This window comes from Stenotrophomonas sp. 22385 (assembly GCF_052045085.1).
Classification (GTDB): Bacteria; Pseudomonadota; Gammaproteobacteria; order Xanthomonadales; family Xanthomonadaceae; genus Stenotrophomonas.
Genome location: NZ_JBQEOG010000008.1, coordinates 157483 through 182609 on the forward strand (window position 1 = coordinate 157483; position 25127 = coordinate 182609).

Sequence of the window (25127 nt, forward strand, 5' to 3'; positions counted from 1 at the left end):
TTGATCTTCCATGGCCACCAACACACCGGCGAGGGTCGGCGGGGGCGGGTTTGTGGGACCGTAGAAAACATGGATGTTTTCTACGAGCCCCCATGGATGGGTTCACGGCGTGTCCCGCAAACCCGCACCCGCCGGCCCAGCTCAGACCATGCGCAGGCCCAGCGGCTGTTCGCCAAAATGCATGAAGCCGGGCGCAGCCCGGCACGATGGAATCGCGTGCGGTAGAAACGAAAAAACCCGCTTTCGCGGGTTTGATCATTTACTGAGTCATGGTGCCCAGGAGAGGACTCGAACCTCCACGAAGTTGCCCCCGCTAGCACCTGAAGCTAGTGCGTCTACCAATTCCGCCACCTGGGCGACTCAGGAGGAGAATTTTGCGGGAGAACCGCGAATGTGTCAACAGGATGTCGAAGAAAATCTCTCGCGATCGATCCGTGCCGCGGAAACGAAAAAACCCGCTTGCGCGGGTTTGATCATTTACCGAGTCGTGGTGCCCAGAAGAGGACTCGAACCTCCACGAAGTTGCCCCCGCTAGCACCTGAAGCTAGTGCGTCTACCAATTCCGCCATCTGGGCGACTCAGGGGGCGAATTATGCGGAAGCATCCGGAGGCTGTCAATGCATGCTGAGGCGCCGATGGGCATACTCGGCCGACACCGACTGTCTGGAGTTTCCATGGCACCGCCGATCCTGCACGCTCACCCATTGTCGTCCTGTTGCCAGAAGGTGCTGATCGCTGCCCGCGTGCTTGGCGTGGCCCTGGACGAACGCATGGTCAACCTCGGCGATCCGGCAGACCGGGAGATGCTCAACGCCGTGTCCCCGGCCGGGAAGATGCCGGTGCTGGTCGACCGCGGCCGGGCCGTTGCCGAAACCAGCATCATCATCGAATACCTGCAGCAGCACCTGGCCACCGGCGCACGCCTGATTCCTGCCGATGCCGATGGCGCCCTCGCCGTGCGCTTCTGGGACAGGTTCTCCGACTTTTATGTGATGACCCCGATGCAGGCGCTGACCGCCGACCGGCTCAAGCCCGAAAGCGGGCGCAGCGAAGATGCCGCGCAGAGCGCCCGGTCACGGCTGCTCGAAAGCTACGCCGCCATGGACCGGCAGCTGGAAGGCCGCACGTGGCTGGCCGGCGAGGGCTTCAGCATGGCCGATTGTGCGGCGGCGCCCGCGCTGTTCTATGCCGTGGCCTATGTGCCGATTCCTGGCAACGAGGTTCACCTGCTCGCCTACTTCGAACGCTTGATGGCGCATCGGGCCGTCGCCGCAGTGGTCGACGCGGCCCGGCCCTGGTTCAGGTACTTCCCGGGGCGGGCAGGGCTGTCGGCCCGGTTCTACACGCCGGAGGCCTGAAACGAAAAAACCCGCTTTCGCGGGTTTGATCATTTTCCGAGTCATGGTGCCCAGGAGAGGACTCGAACCTCCACGAAGTTGCCCCCGCTAGCACCTGAAGCTAGTGCGTCTACCAATTCCGCCACCTGGGCGACTCAGGGGGCGAATTCTGGGCAAGTCCGCAGGGCTTGTCAACGGTTTTGTTAAATTTCTTCACAATCCTGCATGGGCGGCGGCAATGACCCATTCTGCACACCGCCACGCGGTACCATGGGGGTCGATGAAATCAAAGAAACCGACCCGGGGCGCCAAAGCCCCCACGTCCCCGGCGCCCAAGCAGGCTGCCGGTCCGTCGGGCAAGTCCCGCGCTGCTGCCAAGTCCGGCAAGCTGCCGCCCTGGATGCCCGAGTCCATGAACAGCCCCGCGCCGCCCCGTGGCGGCAAGCGCTCCGGTCCGCGACCGGATGGCCCGCCGGTTCCGACCCGCCGCAACCCGCGGCCCAGCGCGCCGGTGGGCAGCGTGGAGGATCCCTTTGCCGCCCGTGAAGCGGAACGCTACGCCCAGCCCATCGCCAGCCGCGAAGCCATCCTGCAGCTGCTGGACCGCTGCGATGGCCCGCAGACCGCCGAAGAAATCGGCATCCAGCTTGGCCTGACCGAACCCGACCGCGCCGATGCGCTGGGCAAGCGCCTGGGCGCGATGGTGCGCGATGGCCAGCTGGTGCAGAACCGTCGCGGCGGCTTCGCCCCGGTGCAGGCCACCAACCTGATCACCGGCGTGGTGATCGCCAACCCGGAAGGGTTCGGCTTCCTGCGCCCGGTCGATGGGGGCGACGACCTGTTCCTGGCGCCGTATGAAATGCGCAAGGTCATGCACGGCGACCGCGTGCTGGCCAACGTGACCGGCATCGACCGCCGCGGCCGCCGCGAAGGCAGCATCGCGCGGGTGCTCGAGCGCGGCATGACCCGCCTGATCGGCCGCTTCAGCGTCGAATTCGGCATCAATTACGTCGTGCCCGACGACAAGCGCATCCAGCGCAACGTGCAGATTCCGCCCGACCAGACCGGCGATGCCCGTGATGGGCAGCTGGTGGTGTGTGAGCTGACCCAGGCCCCGGATACCCGGCGCCCGCCGATCGGCCGCATCATCGCCGTGCTGGGCGACAAGCTCACCGCCTCGCTGATCGTGGAAACCGCGATCCACGGCCATGAGCTGCCGTTCGAATTCCCGCAGGAAGTGCTGGACGAGGCCGCCTCGGTACCCATGCAGGTGGAGCCGGCGATGATCGGCGACCGCGTCGACCTGCGCAGCACGCCGCTGGTCACCATCGACGGCGAAGACGCCAAGGACTTCGACGACGCGGTCTACTGCGAACCCAACGCCGAAGGCTTCCGCCTGGTAGTGGCCATCGCCGACGTCTCCAACTACGTGCGTCCCGGCACACCGCTGGACGATGAAGCACAGAAGCGCGCCACCTCGGTGTACTTCCCCGGCTTCGTGGTGCCGATGCTGCCCGAGACGCTGTCCAACGGCATCTGTTCGCTGATGCCCAAGGTCGACCGCATGTGCTTTGTCTGCGACATGCAGGTGAACCGCGACGGCGAAGTGATCCACTCGCGCTTCTACGAAGCGGTGATGAACTCGCATGCGCGCCTGACCTACACCCAGGTCTGGCAGGCGGTGGGCGAAAACGACCCGGCCGCGCGCAACGCCATCGGCGCGCTGCTGCCGCAGGTCGAGCGCCTGCACCAGCTGTACAAGGTGCTGGCCAAGGCCCGCACCCGCCGCGGCGCGATCGAGTTCGAATCCTCCGAAGTGCGTTTCGTGCTCGACAACACCGGCGAAGTCACCCAGGCCGGCATGCTGGTGCGTAACGATGCGCACAAGCTGATCGAGGAATGCATGATCGCGGCCAACGTGCAGGCCGCACGTTATTTGCTGCACAAGCAGGTACCGGCGCCGTTCCGCGACCACGCCAAGCCGCCGGAAGCCAAGTTCGAGGACCTGCTGGAGTTCCTCAAGGAATTCAAGCTGAGCCTGCCGCCGTGGTCCAAGGTGCAGCCCGGCGATTACACCAAGCTGCTCAAGAAGGTGCGCGAGCGCCCCGATTCAGCGCTGATCGAATCGGTGCTGCTGCGCAGCCAGAGCCTGGCGGTGTACTCGCCGGACAACCAGGGCCACTTCGGCCTGGCGCTGGATGCGTATGCGCACTTCACCTCGCCGATCCGCCGTTATCCGGACCTGCTGGTGCACCGCGCGATCAAGCATGCGCTGAGCGGCAAGCCGCTGGAGAAGTTCACCTATACCCAGCGCGAAATGGCCGCGCTGGCGCTGCAGTGTTCCGAACGCGAGCGCCGCGCCGACGAGGCCGAGCGCGAAGTCGATGAGCGCTACCGCGCGGCGTGGATGGAAAAGCACGTGGGCGGCCAGTTCGACGGCGTGATCAGCGGCGTGACCAGCTTTGGCCTGTTCGTGGAGCTGGATGAGTCCAAGGTCAACGGCCTGGTCCATGTCACCCAGCTGCCGCACGACTACTACCAGTTCGATGCAACCCGCAAGACGCTCAGCGGCGAACGCCGTGGCAGCAGTTACCGGCTGGGTGATCGCGTGCGGATCCTGGTGCTCAAGGCCAGCATGGAAGAACGCAAGATCGACTTCCGGCTGGTGGAAGAGAAGGGCGATGAAGAACCGGCATTGCCGCCACGCGGCCAGCCGGCGAAGCGGCAGAAACAGAAATATTGAGGCCCGCGGTGTACCGGCCAACGGTCGGTACCTGCCGTCGCGGGACGATGCCTTGGCAGGTGCCGACCGTTGGTCGGTACGGACGTGAGGAGTGAGCGATGAACCCGGTTCCCGAATTCTCCGGCGGTTGCCAATGCGGCGCGGTCCGCTTCCACGTCCGCGGCGCCCTGCCGGATCGTTCCATCTGCCACTGCCGGATGTGCCAGAAGGCCTTCGGGGCGTACTACGCCCCGCTGGTCTCGGTACGCGGGGCCGATTTCCAGTGGACCCGTGGCGAGCCGCGCCGGTTCCAGTCCTCCAATCACTTCCGTCGCGGCTTCTGCGCCGACTGTGGCACCCCGCTCACCTACGAAGGCGAAGACGGCATGGCCGTGGCGGCCGGTGCGTTCGACCAGCCTGAACGGCTGCCGCCGACCGTGCAGTACGGCACCGAGTCCAAGCTGCCGTTCGTGGACCAGCTTGGCGCGCTGGAGGTGATCCTGCAGGAAGACGACCCGGACGCCGAGCGCCTGCGCACGCTGGTTTCCCATCAGCACCCGGACCACGACACCGCCCGCTGGCCCCGTTGAGCGGCCGGGCAGGGCCGCGGCGCTACGGCAGCCGAACCGGCAATGCTCTACCATTACCACCCCCTGTACCGGTCCCGCCCCCGCAATGAGCAAGCAAAGCCAGTGGATTGTCGGCGTCAACGCCGTCGCCTCCTCGATCGAGAACGATGCCGAGAACGTCCGCGAAGTGCTCATCGAGGCGGGCGCGAAGAATCCTCGGCTGACGGAAATCGAGGAAAACGCACGGCGCAAGGGCATCGACGTGCGCAAGGTGAACGCCCAGGCGCTGGACGGCGTGGGCGGTTCGGTGCGCCACCAGGGCGTGGCCGCCCGTTACCAGGCAGCCCGCACCTGGGGTGAAAACGAGCTGGAAGGCCTGGTCGAGGCGGCCGAGGGCAAGGCCCTGCTGCTGATCCTGGATGAGGTGCAGGACCCGCACAACCTGGGCGCCTGCCTGCGCAGTGCCGCGGCTGCCGGCGCCACTGCGGTGATCATTCCCAAGGACAAGTCGGCCACGGTCAATGCCACCGTGCGCAAGACCTCGGCCGGCGCCGCCGACCGCATTCCGGTGGTGGCGGTGACCAACCTGTCGCGCTGCCTGAAGGACCTGCAGAAGCAGGGGGTGTGGATCTACGGCCTGGCCGGCGAAGCCACCACCTCGCTGTATTCGATCGACCTGAAGGGCAACGTGGCGCTGGTGCTGGGCGGCGAAGCCGACGGCATGCGCCGCCTGACCCGCGAAAACTGCGACGGCCTGGTCAAGATCCCGATGCCGGGCGACATCGAGAGCCTGAACGTATCGGTGGCTGCAGGTGTCAGCCTGTTTGAAGCCGTGCGTCAGCGCAGCTGACGGGCAGCTTCAAACAGACGGGTAGCAGCCGACCGTTGGTAGGATGAGCTTCGAGCGGGCGGTGCAACCGCCCGTTGCCTTGAATGCCAGGCGCGGAATCACCCCGCGCTGCCTCCCAGTGCCTTGAACAACGTCACATCGTTGACCAGCTGCTTCTGCCTCACCGATGCCAGCGACAGCTCGGCGTCGCGCCGGGTCTGCTGCGCTTCCAGCCAGGTGCGCAGGTCGGTGGCACCGACCCGGTAGCGCACTTCGTACATGCGCTCGATCTCCACCGCTTCGTCATACGACGCCTGCGACGCCGCCACCTGGGTGGCGAACTGGGTGCGCGCCGACAGTGCGTTGTCCACCTCCGACAGCGCCGTATACAGCGTGCGCCGGAAGGTATTGGCCGTGATCTGGTAATCGGTACCGGCGATCTGCGTATCCAGCTGGGCCTGGCGGATGTTGAGGAACGGAAGCGACAGCCCCGCACCCAGCGAGGCCACCGGGTTCTTCAACACGTCCGACAGCGTGGTCGCGCCGCTGCTCACGCCACCGGTCAGGCTCAAGGCCGGGTAGTAGCTGGTGGCGGTCACCTTGATGTTCTTCAGGCTGTTGCGCAGGCGCAGCTCGGCGGCGCGCAGGTCCGGGCGTCGGCCCAGCAGGTCGGCCGGCAGGCCCTCGGCGATGGCCGGGCTGCCGGCACTGTCCAGCGCCTGCGGTTCGTCGGCCTGCGGCCAGGGCTGGCCATCCAGCAGCACGGTCAGTGCATTGCGGCTGGCCACACGCTGTTGTTCCAGCGCGCTCTGCGCGGCACGCTGCGCTTCCAGCTGCTGCGTGGCCTGGCGCACTTCCAGCCGCGAAACCGCGCCGGCAGTGAAGCGGGCCTGCACCAGTTCCAGGGTGCGCTGCAGGCGCGCCAGGTTCGCTTCGCCGGCCGTGATCGACTGGTTGAGGTAGGCCAGGGTCCAGTACTGTGTGGCCACGTCGCCGATCACCAGCAGCGCGGTGTTCTGCAGGTCTTCCTCGCTGGCCTGGGCTTCCCACTGCGCGATGTCGCGCTGGGTGCGCAGGCGGCCCCAGAGGTCGATTTCCCACTGCAGCGAGACCCCGGCCGAACTGCTGCGGCTCCAGTCGGCGCCCTGGTCGATGGGGCGATTGCCGCTGCTGCCGACGCTGCCCGATGGCTGCGGCCACAGCGCGTTGTCGCTCAGCCCGGCCTGCAGGCGGGCGCGCTGCACCGCCAGCCCGGCCGAGGCCAGGTCGGTGTTGGCCTGCAGCGCACGCGCGATGATGCGGTCCAGCCGCGGGTCGCCGAAGCCGGTCCACCAGGCGTCGTCGCGCACGTCGGTACGCAGCCGGGAGGATGCGTTGGATGTCGCTACAGGCGCGTTGCGTTGCGCGTCGCCACGGCCGTACACGGCCGGCACGCTGGGCGGGTCGACCTGGTACTGGCCGGTACTGACACAGGCCGACAGCAGCAGGGTGCTGGATAACAGGATGGACGTCTTCATTCGCGCGCCAGCGCCTCCACGGGATCGAGTTGGGCCGCATTGCGTGCCGGAAGGAAGCCGAACGCCACGCCGATCAGACTGGAGCACGCGAACGCGGCCACGATCGAGGCAGTGGAGAACAGCATCCTGAAATCAGGGGCGAAGGTGTCGAACACCCAGCCCACCACCAGCGACAGGCCCACGCCCAGCAGGCCGCCGAGCAGGCACACGAGCACCGCTTCGATCAGGAACTGCTGGCGGATGTCGCTCTGCCGCGCGCCCACCGCCATGCGCACGCCGATTTCGCGGGTGCGCTCGGTGACCGACACCAGCATGATGTTCATCACCCCGATCCCGCCGACCAGCAGCGCGATGGCGGCGATGGCGCTGATCAGCAGGGTCATCGTGCGGGTGGTCTGCTCGATGGTGTCGCGGATCTCGGCGCTGTTGCTGAGGAAGAAGTCCTCGGTGCCATGGCGCATGACCAGCAGCTTGGAAATGGCGGCCTGCGCCGCATCCATCGGAGTGGCGTCGTCCACGCGCACGGTGATGCTGGACACATGGCTCTGGCCGAGCATCCGCGACATCACCGTGGTGTAGGGCACCCAGATCGACAGGCTGGTACTGCTGCCAAAGCCCATGCTCTGGCGCTGGGCCACGCCGATCACGCGCACTGGCACGTTGCCCAGCAGGATCACCTGGCCGACCGGGTCGGCGCCGTTGGGGAAAAACTGGCTGCGGGTGTTCTCATCGATCACCGCCACCTGCGCCAGCCCCTTCACCGCATCGGCGTCGAAGAAGCTGCCAGCGCTCAGGGTCACGCCCTTGACCCGGAAGAACTGCTCGCCCACGCCGCTGACCTGTGCGGTAGCCGACTGGTTGCGGTAGCGCGCGGTGGCCGAGGAGGACACGCTGGGGGTGACGCTGTCGATGTAGCTCTGTCTCGACAGCGCGTCGGCATCGCTGGCCTTGAGCGTCTGCACCCGCGCCGAGCGCATGTCGCCGAAGCCGCGCCCGGGGTACACGTCGATGGTGTTGGTGCCCAGCGCGCTGATGTTCTGCAGGATCTGCTGCTGCGAGCCGTTGCCCAATGCCACCACCGACACCACCGAGGCGATGCCGATGATGATGCCGAGCATGGTCAGGAAGGTGCGCAGGCGGTGCGCGTTCATCGCCAGCAACGCCATCCGGAACGCTTCGGTAAAGCGGTCGCGCGCGGCACGCCAGCTGTGGCCCTTGCTGGCGGCCACGGTCGCCGTGCGCTGCGCACGGTAGCTGGGCGCGCCGGCGTTGACGCGGTCGGCGATGATCTCGCCGTCGCGGATCTCGATGATGCGCTGGGCGTGTTCGGCTACCGACATGTCGTGGGTGACGATGATGATGGTGTGGCCTTCGGCGTGCAGTTCGCCGAGGATGCCCATCACTTCCTCGCCTGATTTCGTGTCCAGTGCGCCGGTCGGCTCGTCGGCCAGGATCACCTCGCCGCCGTTCATCAGCGCCCGCGCGATCGACACGCGCTGCTGCTGGCCGCCGGACAGCTGGCCCGGCTTGTGCCGCATGCGGTCGCCCAGTCCCAGCCGCTGCAGCAGCTGTTCGGCGCGCGCGCTGCGCACCGCGGCCGGGCTGCCGGCATACACCGACGGCACTTCCACGTTGCCACGCGCATCAAGGTCGCCCAGCAGGTGGTAGCGCTGGAAGATGAAGCCGAAATGTTCGCGGCGCAGTTCTGCCAGCTCGTCGGGCAGCATGCTGCCGGTCTCGCGGCCGGCGACCTGGTAGCTGCCGCGGGTGGGGCGGTCCAGGCAGCCGAGGATGTTCATCAGCGTCGATTTGCCCGAGCCGGACTGGCCGACGATGGCCACCATTTCGCCAGCGGCGATGTCGAGGTTGACATCGCGCAGCACGGCGATGGTTTCATCGCCGGCCGGGAACTCGCGGCGCAGGTCGCGCAGTCGCAGCAGCGGCGCGGCGGTGGGAGCGGTCTTCATCGACGCGGCCCCATGCCCGGGCCGCCCATGCGCAACTGCGCGCCACCGCGGTTGCCGCTGCCGGACGCGGCCGGGGTGGCGCTGCCTTCGCCGACCACTACTTTCTCGCCTTCCTTGAGCCCTGACAGCACCTCCACGCTGGAACCGGTGTTGATGCCGACCTTGACCTTGCGCGGCTGCGGCATGCCATCGGCATCGGCCACGCGCACGACGTACTGGCCATCGCGCGATTTCGGCCCCAGCGCAACCGACGGAATGATCAGCACGCCCTTGGCCTGCCTGAGCAGTACCGAGACCTGCGCGGTCATGTCGATGCGCAATGTGCCGTCCGGGTTTTCCACATCGAACAGCGCGTTGTAATACACCGCCGAACTGGCGCTGGAGCTGGACGAACTGGAGCTGCTGGAGCTGTCGCTGGCGATCGATGATGGCGCCGGATTGATCTGGCGCAGGGTGGCGTGGTACTTGCGGTCCGGATCACCCAACGTGGTGAAGTACACCGGCATGCCAGCCTTGATCTTGACCACGTCCGCTTCGGAGACCTCGGCGTTCACCGTCACCAGGTCCAGCCGCGCCAGCATCACGATGGTCGGCGCGGTCTGGTTTGCATTCACCGTGCGGCCTTCTTCGGCCACCACTGCGACCACGGTGCCGTCCATCGGCGCGGTGATGCGGGTGTAGGCCAGGTTGGCGTTGGCCGTGCCCAGTTCGGTCTGGCGGCCCTGGATCTGCGCGTCATAGGCCTTGACCTGGGCCCGGGCGGTCTTGAGCGCGGCCTCGGCGGTGTCGAACTCCGCACGCGAGGTGGCCTCGGCCGCCAGCATCTCGTTCTGGCGCGCGAATTCCAGTTCGGCCTGGCGCAGGGTGGCCTGCTGCACGGCGCGCTGGGCGGTGACCTGGTCCAGTGACGCCTGCGCGTTGAGCACGGCATTGCGCTGGGTGGTGGCATCGATCTCGGCGATCAGGTCGCCCTGCTTGACGGTATCGCCCAGCTGCACCTTCAGCGACTTGATCTGGCCTGAAGCCTGTGCGCCCACGCTGACCAGCTTGTAGGCATCGATCACGCCGGTGGCTTCTACGGTCTGTTCCAGATCGCCGCGGGTGACCGGGCTGGTGGCCAGGGTGGGGGCGCCCGGCTTGCGCAGGCTCCATGCGACAATGCCGCACATCAGGAGGGCGAGGGCGATCAACAGCAGCACGCGGCCGCGACGGGTGGTGGGCAGGCGGGACTTCACGGTGATCGTCAACTCGACAGGCCGGCGCGCGGCGTTGTCAGCATTGTGAAGAGCGCCTTTCGAGGGCTCAACGCACGGCATGTAACGGCACGTAACCACACCCCGGTCCGACGTGTCCTTCTGTATCGTGTGCATGCCTTGAAACATGCGTACGCAAACCAGAGGATGCGGTTCAGCTCCCGACAGGGGATCATCGCCGCATGGAGAACACCACTACGATGCAACGCCTGCTGATCGTCGATGACGACAACGACATCCGCCAGCTGCTGGCCGAACAGCTCGGTCGTGCCGGCTACCAGGTCAGCACGGCCAGCGATGGCCAGGGCATGCGCCAGGTGCTGGAACGCGAGCACGTGGACCTGATCGTGCTCGACCTCAACCTGCCGCGCGAGGATGGCCTGACCCTGTGCCGGGACCTGCGTGCGCGCTCAAGCACGCCGGTGATCATGCTCACCGCACGCAGCGAGCCGATCGACCGCGTGCTGGGCCTGGAAATGGGCGCCGACGATTACCTGGGCAAGCCGTTCGAACCGCGCGAGCTGCTCGCGCGTATCCGCAACGTGCTGCGTCGGACCGAAGCGCTGCCGGCAAACCTGGAACCGCTGGCGATCCGCCGCGCTCGTTTCTCGCACTGGGTGTTCGACCTGGAGCACCGTCACCTGGTCGACCCGGATGGGCGCGTGGTGGTGCTGTCCGGCGCCGAGTTCCGGCTGCTGCGCGTGTTCGTCGGGCACGCCAACAAGGTGCTCTCGCGCGAGCAGCTGGTATCGCTGAGCAGTGGCCGCAGCTACGAGTCGCAGGACCGCGCGATCGACCTGCAGGTCAGCCGGCTGCGCAACAAGCTGGCCGACGACGGTGGCAGTGACGGCCTGATCAAGACCGTGCGCAACGAAGGGTATGTGCTGGCCACGGCGGTCACACTGGAATGATGCGCCTGCGCCGCTTCTTCGCCTCGATGGTCGGTCGCCTGTTCGTGATCCTGCTGCTGGGCATGAGCGTGGCCGCCATCGGTGCCACCATGCTGGCCAGCGCCAAACGCCAGCAGGAGTTCGAGCGGCAGAACCTCAACCGCATCGCGGATCGCCTGCAGGGCTTCGTCAACATGCTTGACGGCGACCCGGAGCTGCGCGATCGGCTGCTGACGGTGGGCGGGCCGGCGGTGCGCAGCCTGCCCGAAGGGGCGCGACTGGGGCGCGAGGATGCGGCGTTGATGGGCATCCTCGACGACCGCCAGGGTCCGGTCGCACACGCTACCGTGCATTTCACTTCGTTCCGTTCGTGCCTGCCCAAGGCGCAGGAACTGCTGCCGCCGCCACCGCCGCCCCAGCAGCGGCGCCGACCGCCGCACGAACGCGACCCGGCCTTCATCCCGCCCAAATGCCGTGCGGTGCAGGTGCCGCTCAGCGATGGGACGGTGCTTTCGCTGGCGCTCGAATCGCCAGCGATTGCCCACAACGGCGTCCTCGCGGTCGACCCCCTGTTCCTGTCCCTGCTGGTGCTGGCCATCGGCGTGCTGGCCTACGTGGTCGCGCGCATGGCCAGTGCGCCGCTGCAGCGGCTGGCCTCGGCCGCTGCCGAGCTGGGTGACGACCTCCAGCGCGCGCCGTTGCCGGTGACCGGACCGCTGGAAGTCCGCCGTGCCGCAGAAGCCTTCAACGCCATGCAGAAACGCCTGCAGCGCACCCTGGGCGAGCGCACCCAGATGCTGGCGGCGATCACCCATGACCTGCAGACCCCGGTGACCCGCCTGCGGCTGCGTCTGGAAAACGTAGGGGATGAAGCCCTGCGTGAACGCCTGATCGGCGACCTGGGCGCAATGCAGGCGCTGATCCGCGAGGGCCTGGAGCTGGCCCGCAGCGCTGAAAGCGCCGAGCCACGCGCCGCGCTGGACCTGGATTCGCTGCTGGGAAGCATCGTCGAGGACGCGGTCGAGGCCGGCGCCGATGCCCGTTTCGAGCAGGTCAGCGGCGCGGTGCTGATGTTGCGCCCGCTGGCCATGCACCGTCTGTTCTCCAACCTGGTCGACAACGCGTTGAGCTACGGCGGCACTGCCGAGGTACGGGGAGAGCAGGGTCCCGACGGGGTGATCGTACGGGTACGCGACAGTGGCCCGGGCCTGGCCGAGGACGCGCTGGAAACCGTGTTCGACCCGTTCGTGCGCCTGGAGACCTCGCGCTCGCGGGCAACCGGCGGGGCCGGGCTGGGGCTGACCATCGCCCGCGCGCTGGCCGAGAAGGACGGGGCCACCCTGCATCTGCGCAACCACCCGCAGGGCGGGCTGGAGGCCATCGTGCACTGGCCGTCACCGCCGCGCCCGCCGACCCCCCGCGCCGGCTGACCGCACAGGAGGCAAACGGGCGCGGTTTTGCCTACTATGGGCAACCCCCGCCCGTATTCGCCGCATGAGTGCGCCCGATCTGGCTGGTTTCCACCCTGGTGCCGCGCTGTCCGCGCCGCGCCATTCCAGCGTCCCCGGCGGATCCTGACGGATGAGCCAAGGGGGAGGCGGGAACCGGTGGCGGCCGGTACAAGCAGCAGTGAATGTACGGCGCCTGTATCTGGCGCTCGTGTTGCTGTGCCTGCTGTTCGGGAGCCCGGTAACGCTGGCTGCACATAACGGCCCGCCGCCGCTGCGCGACTATGCCATCGATGTGTGGACGTCGCGTAACGGCCTGCCGCACAACTCGCTCCGCGACATCGCGCAGACCCCGGAGGGCCATCTGTGGTTCGCCACCTGGGAGGGGCTGGTGCGCTACAACGGGCTGGACTTCACCGTCTTCGACCGCAGCACCCGCCCGGGCCTGCGCGACAACGGGGTGGGCGCACTGTTCGTCGACCGCGATGGTGGGCTTTGGATCAGCGACTCACGCGGCAATGTGACCCGGCGCAGCGCCGACGGCCGCTGGCAGGTGTTCGCGCACCAGCCGCCTGCACCGCAGGTGTTGATCCAGGCGATGCAGATGGACAGCCACGGCCGGCTCTGGCTGCTGTACGAAGGCAACGGCATTGGCAGCGTGACCCGCGAGGGTCGTTTCGAATACCAGAAGCCGCCCATCGACGTGCCGATGGCGATGAGCTTCACCAAGCTGGTGGTGGATGCCCAGGACCGGGTCTGGGTCGGCACCCTGGACGGCCTGGTGGTGCGCGGCACCGATGGCGTGCTGCGCCGCGCGCCTGAAAGCTACGGGCTGGGCCATGGCCTGGTATGGCCATACCGCGCGCCCGACGGCGTGCTGTGGATCGTGGCGGGCGAGCGCATCTACCGGATGGTGGATGGCATGCCGCAATTGCAGCACCGACTGGCCCCGGGCATGCACATCACCTCGATGCTGCAGGACCGCCACGGGGACCTGTGGCTGGGGACCGAGAACCAGGGCCTGCTGCGTTTGTCACGGCACGGATTGGAGCGCCTGCCTGCCGGGCTCTCGTTGCCCGGGGGCCGGGTGGTGAGCCTGCGCGAAGACGCTGAAGGCAGCATCTGGGTCGGTGCCAACGGTGGCCTGTACCGACTGCGCGAAACGCTGTTCAGCAGTTTCACCGAGCGTGACGGGCTCAGCGGCGATTACGTGCGCACCGTGCTGGAAGACCGCGACCGACAGTTGTGGGTGGGCAGCGCCAGTGGCCTCGACCGGCGCGATGCACAGGGTGTGTTCCACCCGGTGCCGCTGCGCAACCGCGGTGGCAAGACGCCGTCGGTGCTCAGCCTGGCCCAGGACCATGAGGGTGGGTTGTGGGTGGGTACGTTCGGGGACGGCATCCTGCGTTTGGACGGGCAGGGTCGCATGCTGCGCAGCTACGGTGCCGATGACGGCCTGCCGGGCGGGAACATCCGCGCGATGAGCGTGGACCGCGAGGGTGCGGTATGGGCCGGTACCCAGAAGGGCGTGGCGCGGTTGGACGCCACTGGAGTGACCGTGCCGGCCATGCCGGGCATGCCGACCGGCCTGATCACCGCGCTCGCCCACGACGCCGAGGGCGACCTGTGGATAGGCACCATCGAAGGCATCAGCGTGATGCGCGGCGACCATGTGCAGCGCATCGACCTGGCTCCGTTGGGCGGCGGCCGCAGTGTGTTCGGTTTCCAGCAGATCGACGATGCGATGTGGATCAGCAGCGACCGCGGCTTGTACCGTTACCAGGACGGCATGCTGTCACGGGTCGGGCTGGAGCAGGGCATGCCCGTCGATACCGTGTTCCAGCTGGTCCCGGACCGGGTTGGCAATGTCTGGATCAGCAGCAACCGCGGCGTGCTGCGCACTGACATGGCCATGCTCAACGACGTGGCAGACGGGCGCACGCGCCGGATCGAGGTGGAGCACTACAATGAAATTGACGGCATGGCCAATTCGCAGGCCAATGGCAGTTCCGGTCCCTCGGCGATCCTGCGCCAGGACGGCACGTTCTGGGTGGTGACCGCAGGCGGGCTGAGCACGGTGGATCCGCTGCGCCTGCAGCGCTTTCGCGAACGCCTGGCGCCGCCGGCGGCGATCGAGACGGTGTTGGTTGATGGCGTACCGTTGCACTGGCAGGGCGCCAACCACAACACGCTGCCCGGTGGGCGCCGGCTGAGCATCAGCTACGTGGGCCTGAGCTACCTGATGTCCGAACGCATCCGCTATCGCACCCGGCTCGAAGGCCTGGACAGCGGGTGGATCGAGCGCGGCCAGCAGCGCAACGTGGAATTCATCGGACTGCCGCCGGGCGATTACACCCTGCACGTGTCCGCAGCCCACCCGGGCGGCAGCTGGGGCGACAGCGAGGCGGTGTGGTCGTTCACGGTCGAACCGTTCCTGTGGCAGCGGCGCAGCGTGCAGTTCATCTGCGGCCTGCTGCTGCTGGCCGGCCTGGTGGCGCTGTACCGCTACCTGATCAAGCGTTACAAGGCCAGCAACGTGCGCCTGGCACGCAAGGTCGATGCCGCTACCCGCGACCTCAAGGCGCAGACGGCCAGCCTGCAGGCGTTGAATGAAGAGAAGACCCAGCTGGCCGCGCGCCTGGCCGTACAGGCCGAGCAGTTCGAGCGGCAGGCGCGCGAGGATGCGCTGACCGGCCTGCCCAACCGGCGCGCGTTCGATGAAGCATTGGCACGCGACTTTGCGCGTTCGCAGCGCAGCGGCCACCCGCTGTGCCTCGTGGTGCTGGACATCGACCACTTCAAGGAAGTGAACGACCAGCACAGCCACAGCGTGGGCGATGTGGTGCTCAGGGAAGTGGCGCGGGTGATCGCCTCGGCCTGCCGCGATTCGGACATGCCCGCGCGCACCGGCGGCGAGGAATTCACGCTGCTGCTCAACGACACCCGCCTGGCCGAAGCGGCGCAGGTCTGCGCGCGCCTGCGCGGGCTGTTCCACGACCATCCGGACTGGGCCGGCGTGCCGGGCCTGCAGGTGACCTTCAGCGCCGGACTGGTGGAGCTGGAGGCAGGTGATCGCACCCCGATGCTGCTTTACCAGCGCGCCGACCGCGCCCTGTACCGCGCCAAGAGCGAAGGCCGCGACCGTACCGCGATAGGTTGATCAGGGGCGCGGCCAGGCGTTGGCGATCCTGCAGAACAGCTTGGCCGTCTGCTCGGTGTCGTAGACCGCGCTGTGCGCTTCCTCCGCATCCCACCCCAGGCCGGCAGCCGTCGCCGCGCGCGCCAGCACGGTCTGGCCATAGGCGATGCCGGCCATGGTCACCGTGTCGAACACGCTGAAGGGGTGGAACGGATTCCGCTTGTGCCCCACCCGGTTCACCGCCGCATTGATGAAGCCCAGGTCGAAGTGCGCATTGTGCCCGACCAGGATCGCGCGCTGGCAGCCGTACTTCTTCACCGCCGCGCGCACCGGCGCGAAGATGTGGTCCAGTGCATCCTTCTCCGCCTTTGCCAGGCGGAACGGGTGATCGAGGATGATGCCGGTAATCTCCAGCGACTTCGGGTCGATCTCCAGCCCTTCGGCCGGGACCACGTGGGCGCTGGCGGTCTGGCCCGGGTAGAGCAGACCGTTGTCGTCCATCTCGATCGGCACCGCGGCGATCTCCAGCAGCGCGTGGCGCTGGCTGTCGAAGCCGCCGGTTTCCACGTCCACCACCACCGGCAGGAAGCCACGGAAGCGGGTCGCCATCATGCGCTGTGCGGCAGAGGGCATGTCTTCGGCGGCCACCGGCGCGCCGGCGGTCAGGGTGGGGTCTTGAGTCATGCAGCGAGTTTAGCAGAGCGGCCTGACCGTCCCATGGCGGCCGTGCCAGGCCGCCACACCAAGCAAGGCGGTGCCCACTGTGGCCAACGCCAGCGCCGGACCCGGCAGCAACCACCCCAATGGCCAGGCGGCGGCCAGCGCAAATCCGCCCCAGGCCAGCGCGTCGGCGCGGCCACGCGTTTCCCGCAACACCCAGCCATCCACGCTCAGCCGCCCGGCGCCCTGCAGCAGCAGCGGGAGCAGCATGGCGATGAACAACAGCGGCAGCTTGAAGTTGCCCTGGCCCTGGTCGCTGATCGCATAGCCCTGCGCCAGCATGGCGAGCGAGTCCCACTGCGAAGGCCAATGGACGGCGGCGGTTGCCACTACTGTCAGCCCGATCAGCAGCGCGGCGGTGGCCCGGGTGGCCACGCCCAGCAACAGGCAGATGCCGCCGATGAGTTCGATCCAGGTCGCCGCCTGCCAATTGAACTCCGCCGGCAACCAGCGCAGCGGCAGCGGAAAGTGCGACTGGACGGCGTTGAACCAGTTCACCCCGCGCCACTTCTCCAGCCCGGATTCCAGATACTCCCAGGCCAGCAGCACGCGCAGTCCCAGTGGCGCAAGCCAGGCGCCGAGTCCATCGAGGCGGGGGCGCAGGCTGGAGGCAAGGCAGCGGGGGAAATGCATGGGGACAGCCCGGTCAGTGGAGGTCCCTTGAAGAGGGCCGGCACGCGATCAACGATGCGGGCGCCGGCGGCGCGGTTCAGCCGCGGGTCGGGGACTGGGCAGGACCGATCACGCCGGTCGCTAGCAACTGCGCCAGCAGCGCACGCCCGGCCGGTTCCAGTCCGGACGGATCCAGTCCATTCGCGTCCGCCAGCTGCGCAAGGTGCGCGGCGCCGCTGCGGTGCCCGGCGGCCTCCATCTGGATCAGCAGCTGCCACGCCAACGGGCTGAGCTGCGAAAACACGATGCGGCCATCGGCCAGCCGGCGGGCCAGCAGGAAGGTCGGTTCGGGCGGGGGCGCCACCGGCTGGAAGGCTATCCCGATCTGTTGCACCGGCCACTGGTACGCCAAGGGCCATGCCAACGGGGAACGCTGCAGCAGGCCGTGCCAGACATCGGTCTCCACGCGCGGCGGTTCGAGCGGCAGCGCATCCCGCGATTGCAGCGCCAGTTCCACCCATTCGTAATGGGCCAGCTCGCCGAGGAACGGACGCGGCAGCGTGTCCTGCCGCTGCAGCCACTGCACGAACTCGGCAGCGACCTCGGTGAACAACGGCGAGAGGCAGCGGTGCTCGATGAAGTATCGCCGGCACAGCGCCTGCCATTCCGCGCCGTCCAGCACCTGCAGCAGGACCGGGAAACTGCTGCCCAACAGCGCCTGCAGGTTGTTGAACAGCAGGTCGCGGTAGATCTGCAGCCGCCGCGGCTCCAGGCCGGGAGGCGACGGTTCATGTGCCGGGTCGCGCAGATGGCGGGTCAGGGCGAACTGCTGGTCACGCAACGGGTCGCTCATGCCGCCGCATCCAGGATACGGCGCATCTGCCGCAGCTCCGCCTGCAGTTCGGCATACGGCGGCAGGTTGAAATCGCGTTCGAGCAGGGCAGGGCGCGGCCCGAACCGGGTACAGGCATGTTCCAAAAGCGCCCACACCGGCTCCACCACGGCGCTGCCATGGGTGTCGATCTTCAGGTCATCGGCCTCATCGTAGTGCCCGGCCACATGCAGGCAGACGATGCGTTCGGCAGGCAGCCCGTCGAGGTATGCGACCGGGTCGAAGCGATGGTTGATGGCATTGACGTAGACATTGTTGATGTCCAGCAGCAGGTCGCAGTCTGCTTCCTGCAGCACCGCCGTGGTGAACGCCAGTTCGCTCATCGCCGCATGCGGGGTGAGGTAGGTGGACACATTCTCCACCGCGATGCGCCGGCCCAGCCGGTCCTGCACCCGGGCGATGCGGGCCGCAGTGTGGCGTATGGCCTCGTCGGTGAACGGCAGCGGCAGCAGGTCGTACAGATGGCCATCGTCGCTGCAGTAGCTCAGGTGTTCGCTGTAGAGGCGCACATCGTGTGCGTCCAGGAAGCGCCCGACCTGGTCGATGAACGCCACGTCCAGCGGCGCGCTGCCGCCCAGCGACAGCGACAGCCCATGGCAGGTCAGGGGATGGCGTGCGCTGAGCCCGCGCAGGCGCTCGCCCATCACGCCGCCCAGGCCGATCCAGTTCTCCGGCGCGCACTCGAGGAAATCGAAATCACCCGGCGGTGCCTGTTCCAGGTCATCGAGCAGGGCGCGGCGCAGCCCCAGTCCCACTGCCGTTGCAGGCAACGGCAGTGGGCGTGCAGGGCTCACCCGGGTGCGCGGATCAGTGCCCGGCACCGCACTTGCCTTCGCCGCACTTGCCTTCGGCGGCCTTCCCGGCGGCAGGCGCGGGCTTGGGCTTGGTCTTGGTCTTGTCGGCGCCGCACTTGCCTTCGCCACACTTGCCCTCGGCGGGCTTCTTGTCGGCAGCGTGCCCGGCGGCCTTGTCGGCGCCGCACTTGCCTTCACCGCATTTGCCTTCCGCTGCCTTGGCACCGGCCTTGGGTGCGGCCTGGGCAGCCAGCGCGTAGCCCTGGGCCAGGTCCGTCATCGACAGTGCCGAGGCGGTGCCAGCCAGGCCGAGCCCGCCGGCAAGCGCGGCACAGGCCAGCAGGGAAGCGTGTTTGGTGGATAGGGTCATGCGCAAAGCTCCTTGAAATGCCCGTTCGTGGGCAGGGGTGTTGCAGGGGAAGCATGCCGGATTGCCGGCATGCGGGGAACATCAGGCCAGGTATTCGCGCGCCATGACGCGGGCGCGGTGCAGCCGGGCCTTGATGGTTTCGGGGGTGGTGGACAGCTGTGCGGCCAGTTCGGCGATCGACAGGCCTTCCAGGTCACGCAGCAGGATCACTTCGCGGTAGTGGGCGGGCAGTGATTCCAGTGCAGCGGCGCAATCGCGGCGCAGGTCCAGGTTGTCGCGCTGGGCCGGCGGCAGGATCTCCTCGCGCAGCTCTTCGTGCCGCCACTGGCAGCGCGCGCGCTTGAGCCGGTTGCATTCGCGCTTGACGATGCGGAAGGCCCACGAGGTGAAGCACTCCACCAGGCGCAGGTCGCACAGTCGTCGTGAAACGGTGATCAGGCTTTCCTGCACCGCATCCTCGACATCGTTGATGACGCAGTGGTACTCGGCATAGCGGCGCAGGTGCTGGCGCGAGTGGCGCAGGACGCGATCCAGCGCGGCGCGGTCGCCGCGATGGGCGGCGGCAAGTTCGTGCGGGCAGAGGCGGTGCATGCGGTCGGCGGATCCTGTTCAACGTGGCACAGGATGAGAGCGCGTCCGGGGCCGCAAGGATGCGCGGGGCGCCGGTCCGAGACAGGGGCGATTCAGAACCCATGGTGCGTTCGCGACATCACCGGATGTTCGCGACGATCGGGGACGGCGATGACCCGGACCGCAGACGGAGACGCGCCGGGAGGTCCCGGCGCGTCGCTTGGCCTGGCCTGTCGCCACCGAGTCAACGGCCATTGAGCACCACGTCGGCGATCAGGCCAGTGGCGACCGCGATCAACACGTAGCGGTCGTCCACCTTGCGCCACTGCTGGCCGCGCTTCGGCGCATGCAGGCCGTGGCGCTTGTAGTCGCTGACGTAGGCGCCACGTTGATCCCTGGCCAGGTGGCCGCCACGGCGGGGCGGATCGTGGCGGTCGTGTCCCCGCGACGGGCCATGGTTGCGCTCGTCGCGCTGGTCATGGCGGTCGCGCTTGTCGCGGTCGTCATGGTGGGGCGGGGCGGCGAAGGCGGAACCGGTCGCGGCAAGCAGGGTCAGCGACAGCGTAGCGGCGAGGAAACGTTTCATGGTGTGAGCCCTCTGGAACGGTGGGGTGGAACGCAGGTCCAGAGTCGGATTTTTTTGCTGAATAGGCAATTAAAAAAGGCCGATACGCAGTATCGGCCTGTAACGGCGTGTAACAGCGCTGGCGCGTGCCTACAGGCGTTCGGTGCTGGTCTCGTCGCGCTTCTCGCGCGGCGGCAGCGCCTGCTCGCCGTGCACCAGGAACCACACGTTCTCGGCGATGTTGGTGGCGTGGTCGCCCACGCGCTCCAGGTTCTTGGCCATGAACAGCAGGTGGGTGCAGGGAGTGATGTTGCGCGGGTCTTCCATCATGTAGGTCAGCAGCTCGCGGAACAGCGCGGTGTACTGCGCGTCCAGCCGGGCATCGTCCTCGCGCAGCGCCAGCGCGGCCGCCGCGTCGTTGTCACGGTAGGCCTCGATGGCACGGCGCACCTGCTGCGCGGCCAGCCGGCCCAGCGCACGCAGGCCCTGGATCTGCGGCAGCGGCGGCACCTTGCTCAGTGCGATCGATCGCTTGGCCACGTTCGCGGCATAGTCGCCAATGCGTTCAATGTCGGCCGGGATGCGCAGGCCGGCCAGGATCTCACGCAGGTCGCGCGCCATCGGGCCGCGCAGCGCCAGGCGCATCACGTCATGGCTGATCTGCTGTTCGAGGCTGTCGATGGCTTCGTCATTGGCGATGATGCGCTGCGCGGCGTTGTCGTCGCGGCGTTCGATCACGTCCAGCGCCGCTTCCAGCTGCGCCACGGACATTTCGCCCATGCGCACGATTTCGGCCACCAGCCGCTGCTGTTCTTCGTCGTAGCTCTTGACGATGTGGTCGTTCGGAATGTTCATTGTGATGTACTCAATTGTCTGGTTGGTGGCATCGTCGTTGCCGTCCATGGCGGAACCGAGGCGGCTTCGGACAGTCCGGTTCGGCCATCTGTGGCCGGGCGTGCGGCAGGCCGCGCGGCAGTGCCGCGCAAGCGGGCTGCCTTACCCAAACCGCCCGGTGATGTAATCCTCGGTCTGCTGCTTGTTCGGCTGCGAGAAGATCACTTCGGTGCGGTCGTGTTCGATCAGGTCGCCCAGGTACATGAAGGCGGTGTAGTCGGACACGCGCGCGGCCTGCTGCATGTTGTGGGTCACGATCACGATGGTGTAGTCGTGCTTGAGCTCTTCCACCAGCTGCTCGATGCGGCTGGTGGAGATCGGGTCCAGCGCCGAGGTCGGCTCGTCGAGCAGCAGCACGTCCGGGCGCAGTGCCACGGCGCGGGCGATGCACAGGCGCTGCTGCTGGCCACCGGACAGGCCCAGCGCGCTCTGGCCGAGCTTGTCCTTCACTTCGTCCCACAGCGCACCCTGGCGCAGCGCATGTTCGACGCGGTCGTTCATGTCCGCCTTGGACAGCTTCTCGTGGTGGCGGATGCCGTAGGCGACGTTCTCGAAGATGGTCATCGGGAACGGCACCGGCTTCTGGAACACCATGCCGACCTTGCTGCGCAGGCGGTTCATCGGGTACTTGGGCGAGAGGATGTTCTCACCATCGAGCAGCACTTCGCCGCGCGCTTCCAGCTTCGGGTACAGCGCGTAGATGCGGTTGAAGATGCGCAGCAGGGTGGACTTGCCGCAGCCGGAGGGGCCGATCAGCGCGGTGACGCGCTTTTCCGGTACTTCCAGGCTGATGTTCTTCAGTGCGTGGAACTTGTCGTAGTAGAAATCCAGGCCACGGGCGGCCAGCTTGATCGGCGCCGGGTTGCCCAGCGATTCATGCGAGGCCGGCACCGCGATGCGCTGCATCGGCACGGCATTGGTGAGGTCGTTCATGGCGGTGTCCGTGGAAAGGTCAGTCATGGGAGATACGGTTGCGCAGCAGGATGCCGCGCGCCGAAAGGCTTACCAGCAGCACGAACAGGGTCAGCACCAGGGCGCCTGCCCAGGCCAGCGTCTGCCAGGATTCGTAGGGGCTGCCAGCGAACTGGTTCATCACCACCGGCACGCTCGCCATCGGCTGGAACACGTTGCTGTTCCAGTACTGGTTGCCGAAGGCGGTGAACAGCAGGGGCGCGGTTTCGCCCGAGATGCGGGCCAGGGCCAGCAGGATGCCGGTGACGATGCCTGCGGCGGCGCTGCGGTACAGGACCTGCACCGTGACCTTCCACTGCGGGATGCCCAGCGAGAGGGCCGCTTCGCGCATCTGCGAGGGCACCAGGCGCAGCATTTCATCGGTGGTGCGGACCACCACCGGCAGCACGATGAAGGACAGCGACAGCGCGCCGGCGAAGGCCGAGAACTGGCCGCCGGTCTGCATCACGTACAGGGTGTAGACGAACAGGCCCAGCACAATCGACGGTGCCGACAGCAGGATGTCGTTGACAAAACGCACCACCGTGCCGGCCTTGCGGAAGTTACCGTACTCGGCCAGCCAGGTGCCGGCCAGAACGCCCAGCGGCGTGCCGATGGCGATCGCCAGTGCGCACATGACCGCGCTGCCGTAGAAGGCATTGGCCAAGCCACCTTCCTGCATGGGCGGTGGCGTCATCTTGGTGAACAGATCGAGGTTGATCCCGGCCAGACCCTTGGAGGCCAGGGTGAACAGGATCCAGCCCAGGAAGAACAGGCCGAACAGCGCGGTCAGGCAGGACAGCAGCAGCGCGACGATGTTGACGATGCGGCGGCGCAGGTACAGCGGCTGCGGGTTGTTGGCGATGGCGGTGGACATCAGTTGCCCTCCTTGCGGGACAGGCGCATCAGCATCAGGCGGGCGATTGCCAGCACCACGAAGGTCACGATGAACAGCACGAAGCCGAGCAGCAGCAGCGCCGAGCGGTAGGTTTCAGTCGCCTCGCCGAAGTCGTTGGCGATCAGCGCGGCGATGGTGGTACCCGGTTCCAGCAGCGACGGCGACAGGCGCACGCTGTTGCCGATCACGAAGGCCACGGCCATGGTTTCACCCAGCGCACGGCCCAGGCCGAGGAAGATGCCGCCGATCACTGCCGAGCGGGTGTAGGGCAGCACGATGTCCCAGCTCACTTCCCACTTGGTGGAGCCCAGCGCGTAGGCCGATTCCTTCAGGCGGGTCGGCACGGTCAGGAACACTTCGCGCATCACCGAGGAGATGAACGGAATCACCATGATGGCCAGCACGAAGCCGGCGGTGAGCACGCCGATGCCCAGCGGCGGACCCTGGAACAGCGGGCCGATGATCGGCCATTCGCCCAGGGTTTCATTGAGGGTCGGGGTGACGTACTCGGTCATCACCGGGACGAGCACGAACAGGCCCCACATGCCGTAGATGATCGAGGGAATGCCGGCCAGCAGTTCAATGGCGGTACCGACCGGGCCGCGCATCCAGCGCGGCGCCACTTCAGTAAGGAAGAAGGCGATGCCGAAGCTCACCGGCACCGCGATCAGCATCGCGATCAATGCGGTGACCAGGGTGCCGTAGATCGGCGCCAGCGCGCCGAACTTGTTCTCCACCGGATTCCAGTCGGAGGAGTAGAAGAAGCTCAGGCCCTGCTCCTGCAGGGCATGCCGGCCGCCCCACAGCATCGAGAGCGCGGCGCAGGCCAGGGCGACCAGGACCAGGACGACGGTGGCGATCAGCACCCACCGGAACAGTTTGTCATTGCGGGCGTCACGCAGGTCGCGGGTGGACGGTGCGGGAACAGGCTGGGCGATGGCATTCATGGGTAAGGCTGGGGCCCGTTAGGTAGGGGGCAGGCCCGCGCAGGGCGCGGGCCTGGTTGCATCACTTGAATTCAGCGGTCCAGTAGCCTTCGATCTGCTTCACCAGTTCCGCAGGCAGCGGCACGTAGTGCAGTTCATTGGCCTGGGCCTGGCCGTTCTCGAAGGCCCACTTGAAGAACGCCAGGGTGTCCTTGCTGCGCTTGGCATCCTTGGGCTGCTTGTGCATCAGCATGAAGTTGGTGGCGGTGATCGGCCACGCCTGGTCGCCCGGGGCGTTGGTGATGACCAGGTTGAAATCCTTGGCGCTGGCCCAGTCGGCGCTCGCCGCAGCGGCAGCGAAGGTTTCAGCGGTCGGCTGCACCCAGTTGCCTGCCGCGTTCTGCATCGAGGCGTACGGCATGCCGTTCTGCAGCGCGTAGGCCAGCTCGACGTAGCCGATCGACCCCTTGATCTGCTTCACGTACGAGGCCACGCCTTCGTTGCCCTTGCCACCCACGCCATCCGGCCACTGCACCGAGGTGCCCTCGCCAACCTTGCTCTTCCAGTCCGGGCTGACCTTGGAGAGGTAGTTGGAGAAGTTGAACGTGGTGCCCGAACCGTCCGAACGGTGGACCAGGGTGATCTTGCCGTCGGGCAGCTTCACGCCCGGATTGGCGGCCACGATGGCCGGGTCGTTCCAGGTCTTGACCTTGCCCAGGAAGATATCGGCCAGCAGCGGGCCGCTCAGGCGCAGCTTGCCGGCGTCCAGGCCGTCGATGTTCACCACCGGGACCACGCCGCCGATGGCGGACGGGAACTGGCCCAGGCCGGCCTGGGCCAGCTCTTCGCTGGACAGCGGCTTGTCGGAGGACCCGAAGTCGACCGTGCCGGCCTTGATCTGGGCGATACCGCCGCCCGAACCGATCGACTGGTAGTTGACCTTGGCGCCGGTGGCGGCGTTGTAGTCGGCCGACCACTTGGACACCAGCGGGAAGATGAAGGAGGCGCCGGCGCCGGAAATCTCGGCGGTCAGCTTGTCGCCGGCGGCCGGGGCAGCGGCGGGCGCACCTTCTGCCGGGGCGGTAGCCCGGCCTTCGGCGGCCGGCTTGCAGGCGGACAGGCCCAGCGCGATGGCCAGGGAAAGGGCGGCGAAGCCGGCCGTATGCAGTTTCATGCGTCACTCCGTAGCGGGATAGGGGGCCGGTCTTGCCGGCTGACGCTGCTATGAAATGATGTTTTTGTTACAGCTTGATGACGTCGTGAC

Annotated in this window: 22 protein-coding genes and 3 tRNA genes; 7 read left to right on the top strand and 18 right to left on the bottom strand. The window is 67.4% G+C overall.

Features of this window, described 5'->3' with window-relative positions; translation table 11 throughout:
• Positions 1–270 precede the first annotated feature (270 nt).
• Together ACTJI4_RS15140 and ACTJI4_RS15145 are read right to left on the bottom strand one after the other, a co-directional pair.
• Positions 271–357: transfer RNA gene (locus tag ACTJI4_RS15140), tRNA-Leu, on the bottom strand.
• A 131-nt stretch (positions 358–488) separates the two neighbouring features.
• Positions 489–575 (bottom strand) — tRNA-Leu (locus ACTJI4_RS15145).
• A 99-nt stretch (positions 576–674) separates the two neighbouring features.
• On the opposite strand from ACTJI4_RS15145, the gene ACTJI4_RS15150 reads away from it, so the two are divergent.
• A complete protein-coding gene (locus tag ACTJI4_RS15150; RefSeq protein WP_440869823.1) occupies positions 675–1358 on the top strand; it encodes a glutathione S-transferase family protein in 684 nt (227 codons plus the stop codon).
• A gap of 44 nt (positions 1359–1402) precedes the next feature.
• Here the strand turns inward: ACTJI4_RS15150 and ACTJI4_RS15155 are convergent.
• Positions 1403–1489: transfer RNA gene (locus ACTJI4_RS15155), tRNA-Leu, on the bottom strand.
• Between the two features lie 260 nt (positions 1490–1749).
• On the opposite strand from ACTJI4_RS15155, the gene rnr reads away from it, so the two are divergent.
• The 3 genes from rnr to rlmB all read left to right on the top strand — a co-directional run bounded on the left by rnr (position 1750) and on the right by rlmB (position 5478).
• On the top strand, positions 1750–4080 hold the full coding sequence (gene rnr, locus ACTJI4_RS15160) for a ribonuclease R (protein WP_440869824.1): 2331 nt from the start codon (positions 1750–1752) through the stop codon (positions 4078–4080).
• 98 nt (positions 4081–4178) lie between these two features.
• Positions 4179–4649 carry a GFA family protein gene (locus ACTJI4_RS15165; protein ID WP_392916116.1) on the top strand — a complete coding sequence of 157 codons (471 nt, stop codon included), beginning with the start codon at positions 4179–4181 and terminating at the stop codon, positions 4647–4649.
• Between the two features lie 85 nt (positions 4650–4734).
• The gene (gene rlmB / locus ACTJI4_RS15170; RefSeq protein ID WP_440869825.1) at positions 4735–5478 is read left to right on the top strand and encodes a 23S rRNA (guanosine(2251)-2'-O)-methyltransferase RlmB; all 744 of its coding nucleotides are present in this window, start codon (positions 4735–4737) and stop codon (positions 5476–5478) included.
• A gap of 98 nt (positions 5479–5576) precedes the next feature.
• Here rlmB and ACTJI4_RS15175 read toward each other — a convergent pair whose 3' ends face one another.
• Genes ACTJI4_RS15175 through ACTJI4_RS15185 form a run of 3 tightly spaced genes read right to left on the bottom strand, consistent with a single transcriptional unit; the run spans position 5577 to position 10110 of the window.
• Positions 5577–6974, bottom strand: a complete 1398-nt coding sequence (locus ACTJI4_RS15175) for a TolC family protein (RefSeq protein ID WP_440869826.1) — start codon at positions 6972–6974, stop codon at positions 5577–5579.
• Complete coding sequence (locus tag ACTJI4_RS15180) at positions 6971–8941, bottom strand: MacB family efflux pump subunit (RefSeq protein ID WP_440869827.1); 1971 nt, start codon at positions 8939–8941, stop codon at positions 6971–6973. The genes ACTJI4_RS15175 and ACTJI4_RS15180 overlap by 4 nt, the downstream gene beginning before the upstream one ends.
• The gene (locus tag ACTJI4_RS15185) at positions 8938–10110 is read right to left on the bottom strand and encodes an efflux RND transporter periplasmic adaptor subunit (RefSeq protein WP_440869873.1); all 1173 of its coding nucleotides are present in this window, start codon (positions 10108–10110) and stop codon (positions 8938–8940) included. Before ACTJI4_RS15185 ends, ACTJI4_RS15180 begins: the two co-directional genes overlap by 4 nt.
• 284 nt (positions 10111–10394) lie before the next feature.
• Here ACTJI4_RS15185 and ACTJI4_RS15190 point away from each other — a divergent pair, with 284 nt between their 5' ends.
• The 3 genes from ACTJI4_RS15190 (at position 10395) to ACTJI4_RS15200 (ending at position 15692) form a co-directional block, all read left to right on the top strand.
• Positions 10395–11105 (top strand): response regulator, encoded by a 711-nt coding sequence (locus ACTJI4_RS15190; RefSeq protein ID WP_214901591.1) that lies wholly within the window; start codon positions 10395–10397, stop codon positions 11103–11105.
• On the top strand, positions 11102–12514 hold the full coding sequence (locus ACTJI4_RS15195; RefSeq protein WP_392916131.1) for an ATP-binding protein: 1413 nt from the start codon (positions 11102–11104) through the stop codon (positions 12512–12514). The genes ACTJI4_RS15190 and ACTJI4_RS15195 overlap by 4 nt, the downstream gene beginning before the upstream one ends.
• Before the next feature lie 151 nt (positions 12515–12665).
• Positions 12666–15692: a two-component regulator propeller domain-containing protein gene (locus ACTJI4_RS15200; RefSeq protein WP_440869828.1), complete on the top strand. Its 3027-nt coding sequence runs from the start codon at positions 12666–12668 to the stop codon at positions 15690–15692.
• Here ACTJI4_RS15200 and rnt read toward each other — a convergent pair whose 3' ends face one another.
• The 12 genes from rnt to pstS form a co-directional block, all read right to left on the bottom strand.
• Positions 15693–16280 (bottom strand): ribonuclease T, encoded by a 588-nt coding sequence (rnt, locus tag ACTJI4_RS15205; RefSeq protein ID WP_392917562.1) that lies wholly within the window; start codon positions 16278–16280, stop codon positions 15693–15695.
• Between the two features lie 84 nt (positions 16281–16364).
• Positions 16365–17024 (bottom strand): HvfX family Cu-binding RiPP maturation protein, encoded by a 660-nt coding sequence (locus ACTJI4_RS15210; protein WP_440869829.1) that lies wholly within the window; start codon positions 17022–17024, stop codon positions 16365–16367.
• A 76-nt stretch (positions 17025–17100) separates the two neighbouring features.
• On the bottom strand, positions 17101–17856 hold the full coding sequence (locus tag ACTJI4_RS15215) for an HvfC family RiPP maturation protein (RefSeq protein ID WP_440869830.1): 756 nt from the start codon (positions 17854–17856) through the stop codon (positions 17101–17103).
• Positions 17853–18716, bottom strand: a complete 864-nt coding sequence (locus ACTJI4_RS15220; RefSeq protein WP_392916141.1) for an HvfB family MNIO-type RiPP peptide maturase — start codon at positions 18714–18716, stop codon at positions 17853–17855. The genes ACTJI4_RS15215 and ACTJI4_RS15220 overlap by 4 nt, the downstream gene beginning before the upstream one ends.
• Entirely contained in the window at positions 18703–19059 is a 357-nt protein-coding gene (locus ACTJI4_RS15225; protein ID WP_440869831.1) for an HvfA family oxazolone/thioamide-modified RiPP metallophore, read from the bottom strand. The genes ACTJI4_RS15220 and ACTJI4_RS15225 overlap by 14 nt, the downstream gene beginning before the upstream one ends.
• Before the next feature lie 81 nt (positions 19060–19140).
• Entirely contained in the window at positions 19141–19650 is a 510-nt protein-coding gene (locus ACTJI4_RS15230; protein ID WP_392916146.1) for an RNA polymerase sigma factor, read from the bottom strand.
• 223 nt (positions 19651–19873) lie between these two features.
• Positions 19874–20215 (bottom strand): RcnB family protein, encoded by a 342-nt coding sequence (locus ACTJI4_RS15235; RefSeq protein ID WP_392916149.1) that lies wholly within the window; start codon positions 20213–20215, stop codon positions 19874–19876.
• 129 nt (positions 20216–20344) lie between these two features.
• On the bottom strand, positions 20345–21049 hold the full coding sequence (gene phoU / locus ACTJI4_RS15240; RefSeq protein WP_392917565.1) for a phosphate signaling complex protein PhoU: 705 nt from the start codon (positions 21047–21049) through the stop codon (positions 20345–20347).
• 141 nt (positions 21050–21190) lie between these two features.
• On the bottom strand, positions 21191–22021 hold the full coding sequence (gene pstB / locus ACTJI4_RS15245; RefSeq protein WP_068854606.1) for a phosphate ABC transporter ATP-binding protein PstB: 831 nt from the start codon (positions 22019–22021) through the stop codon (positions 21191–21193).
• A 19-nt stretch (positions 22022–22040) separates the two neighbouring features.
• Positions 22041–22916, bottom strand: a complete 876-nt coding sequence (gene pstA, locus ACTJI4_RS15250; RefSeq protein WP_392916152.1) for a phosphate ABC transporter permease PstA — start codon at positions 22914–22916, stop codon at positions 22041–22043.
• Positions 22916–23884, bottom strand: a complete 969-nt coding sequence (pstC, locus tag ACTJI4_RS15255) for a phosphate ABC transporter permease subunit PstC (protein ID WP_068850586.1) — start codon at positions 23882–23884, stop codon at positions 22916–22918. The genes pstA and pstC overlap by 1 nt, the downstream gene beginning before the upstream one ends.
• 61 nt (positions 23885–23945) lie before the next feature.
• Positions 23946–25037, bottom strand: coding sequence for a phosphate ABC transporter substrate-binding protein PstS (gene pstS / locus ACTJI4_RS15260; protein WP_440869832.1), 1092 nt, complete (start codon positions 25035–25037; stop codon positions 23946–23948).
• Positions 25038–25127 lie beyond the last annotated feature (90 nt).

What these genes read in the sequence shown, in the direction of transcription:
- ACTJI4_RS15230 (WP_392916146.1), bottom strand. Translation starts at nt 19,650, where the DNA reads ATGCACCGCCTCTGCCCGCACGAACTTGCCGCCGCCCATCGCGGCGAC.
- ACTJI4_RS15190 (WP_214901591.1), top strand. Translation starts at nt 10,395, where the DNA reads ATGCAACGCCTGCTGATCGTCGATGACGACAACGACATCCGCCAGCTG.
- ACTJI4_RS15210 (WP_440869829.1), bottom strand. Translation starts at nt 17,024, where the DNA reads ATGCATTTCCCCCGCTGCCTTGCCTCCAGCCTGCGCCCCCGCCTCGAT.
- pstC (WP_068850586.1), bottom strand. Translation starts at nt 23,884, where the DNA reads ATGAATGCCATCGCCCAGCCTGTTCCCGCACCGTCCACCCGCGACCTG.
- rnr (WP_440869824.1), top strand. Translation starts at nt 1,750, where the DNA reads ATGAACAGCCCCGCGCCGCCCCGTGGCGGCAAGCGCTCCGGTCCGCGA.
- phoU (WP_392917565.1), bottom strand. Translation starts at nt 21,049, where the DNA reads ATGAACATTCCGAACGACCACATCGTCAAGAGCTACGACGAAGAACAG.
- pstS (WP_440869832.1), bottom strand. Translation starts at nt 25,037, where the DNA reads ATGAAACTGCATACGGCCGGCTTCGCCGCCCTTTCCCTGGCCATCGCG.
- ACTJI4_RS15150 (WP_440869823.1), top strand. Translation starts at nt 675, where the DNA reads ATGGCACCGCCGATCCTGCACGCTCACCCATTGTCGTCCTGTTGCCAG.
- ACTJI4_RS15200 (WP_440869828.1), top strand. Translation starts at nt 12,666, where the DNA reads ATGAGCCAAGGGGGAGGCGGGAACCGGTGGCGGCCGGTACAAGCAGCA.
- pstA (WP_392916152.1), bottom strand. Translation starts at nt 22,916, where the DNA reads ATGTCCACCGCCATCGCCAACAACCCGCAGCCGCTGTACCTGCGCCGC.
- ACTJI4_RS15175 (WP_440869826.1), bottom strand. Translation starts at nt 6,974, where the DNA reads ATGAAGACGTCCATCCTGTTATCCAGCACCCTGCTGCTGTCGGCCTGT.
- rnt (WP_392917562.1), bottom strand. Translation starts at nt 16,280, where the DNA reads ATGGCGACCCGCTTCCGTGGCTTCCTGCCGGTGGTGGTGGACGTGGAA.
- pstB (WP_068854606.1), bottom strand. Translation starts at nt 22,021, where the DNA reads ATGAACGACCTCACCAATGCCGTGCCGATGCAGCGCATCGCGGTGCCG.
- ACTJI4_RS15195 (WP_392916131.1), top strand. Translation starts at nt 11,102, where the DNA reads ATGATGCGCCTGCGCCGCTTCTTCGCCTCGATGGTCGGTCGCCTGTTC.
- ACTJI4_RS15185 (WP_440869873.1), bottom strand. Translation starts at nt 10,110, where the DNA reads ATGTGCGGCATTGTCGCATGGAGCCTGCGCAAGCCGGGCGCCCCCACC.
- ACTJI4_RS15215 (WP_440869830.1), bottom strand. Translation starts at nt 17,856, where the DNA reads ATGAGCGACCCGTTGCGTGACCAGCAGTTCGCCCTGACCCGCCATCTG.
- ACTJI4_RS15165 (WP_392916116.1), top strand. Translation starts at nt 4,179, where the DNA reads ATGAACCCGGTTCCCGAATTCTCCGGCGGTTGCCAATGCGGCGCGGTC.
- ACTJI4_RS15180 (WP_440869827.1), bottom strand. Translation starts at nt 8,941, where the DNA reads ATGAAGACCGCTCCCACCGCCGCGCCGCTGCTGCGACTGCGCGACCTG.
- ACTJI4_RS15235 (WP_392916149.1), bottom strand. Translation starts at nt 20,215, where the DNA reads ATGAAACGTTTCCTCGCCGCTACGCTGTCGCTGACCCTGCTTGCCGCG.
- rlmB (WP_440869825.1), top strand. Translation starts at nt 4,735, where the DNA reads ATGAGCAAGCAAAGCCAGTGGATTGTCGGCGTCAACGCCGTCGCCTCC.
- ACTJI4_RS15225 (WP_440869831.1), bottom strand. Translation starts at nt 19,059, where the DNA reads ATGACCCTATCCACCAAACACGCTTCCCTGCTGGCCTGTGCCGCGCTT.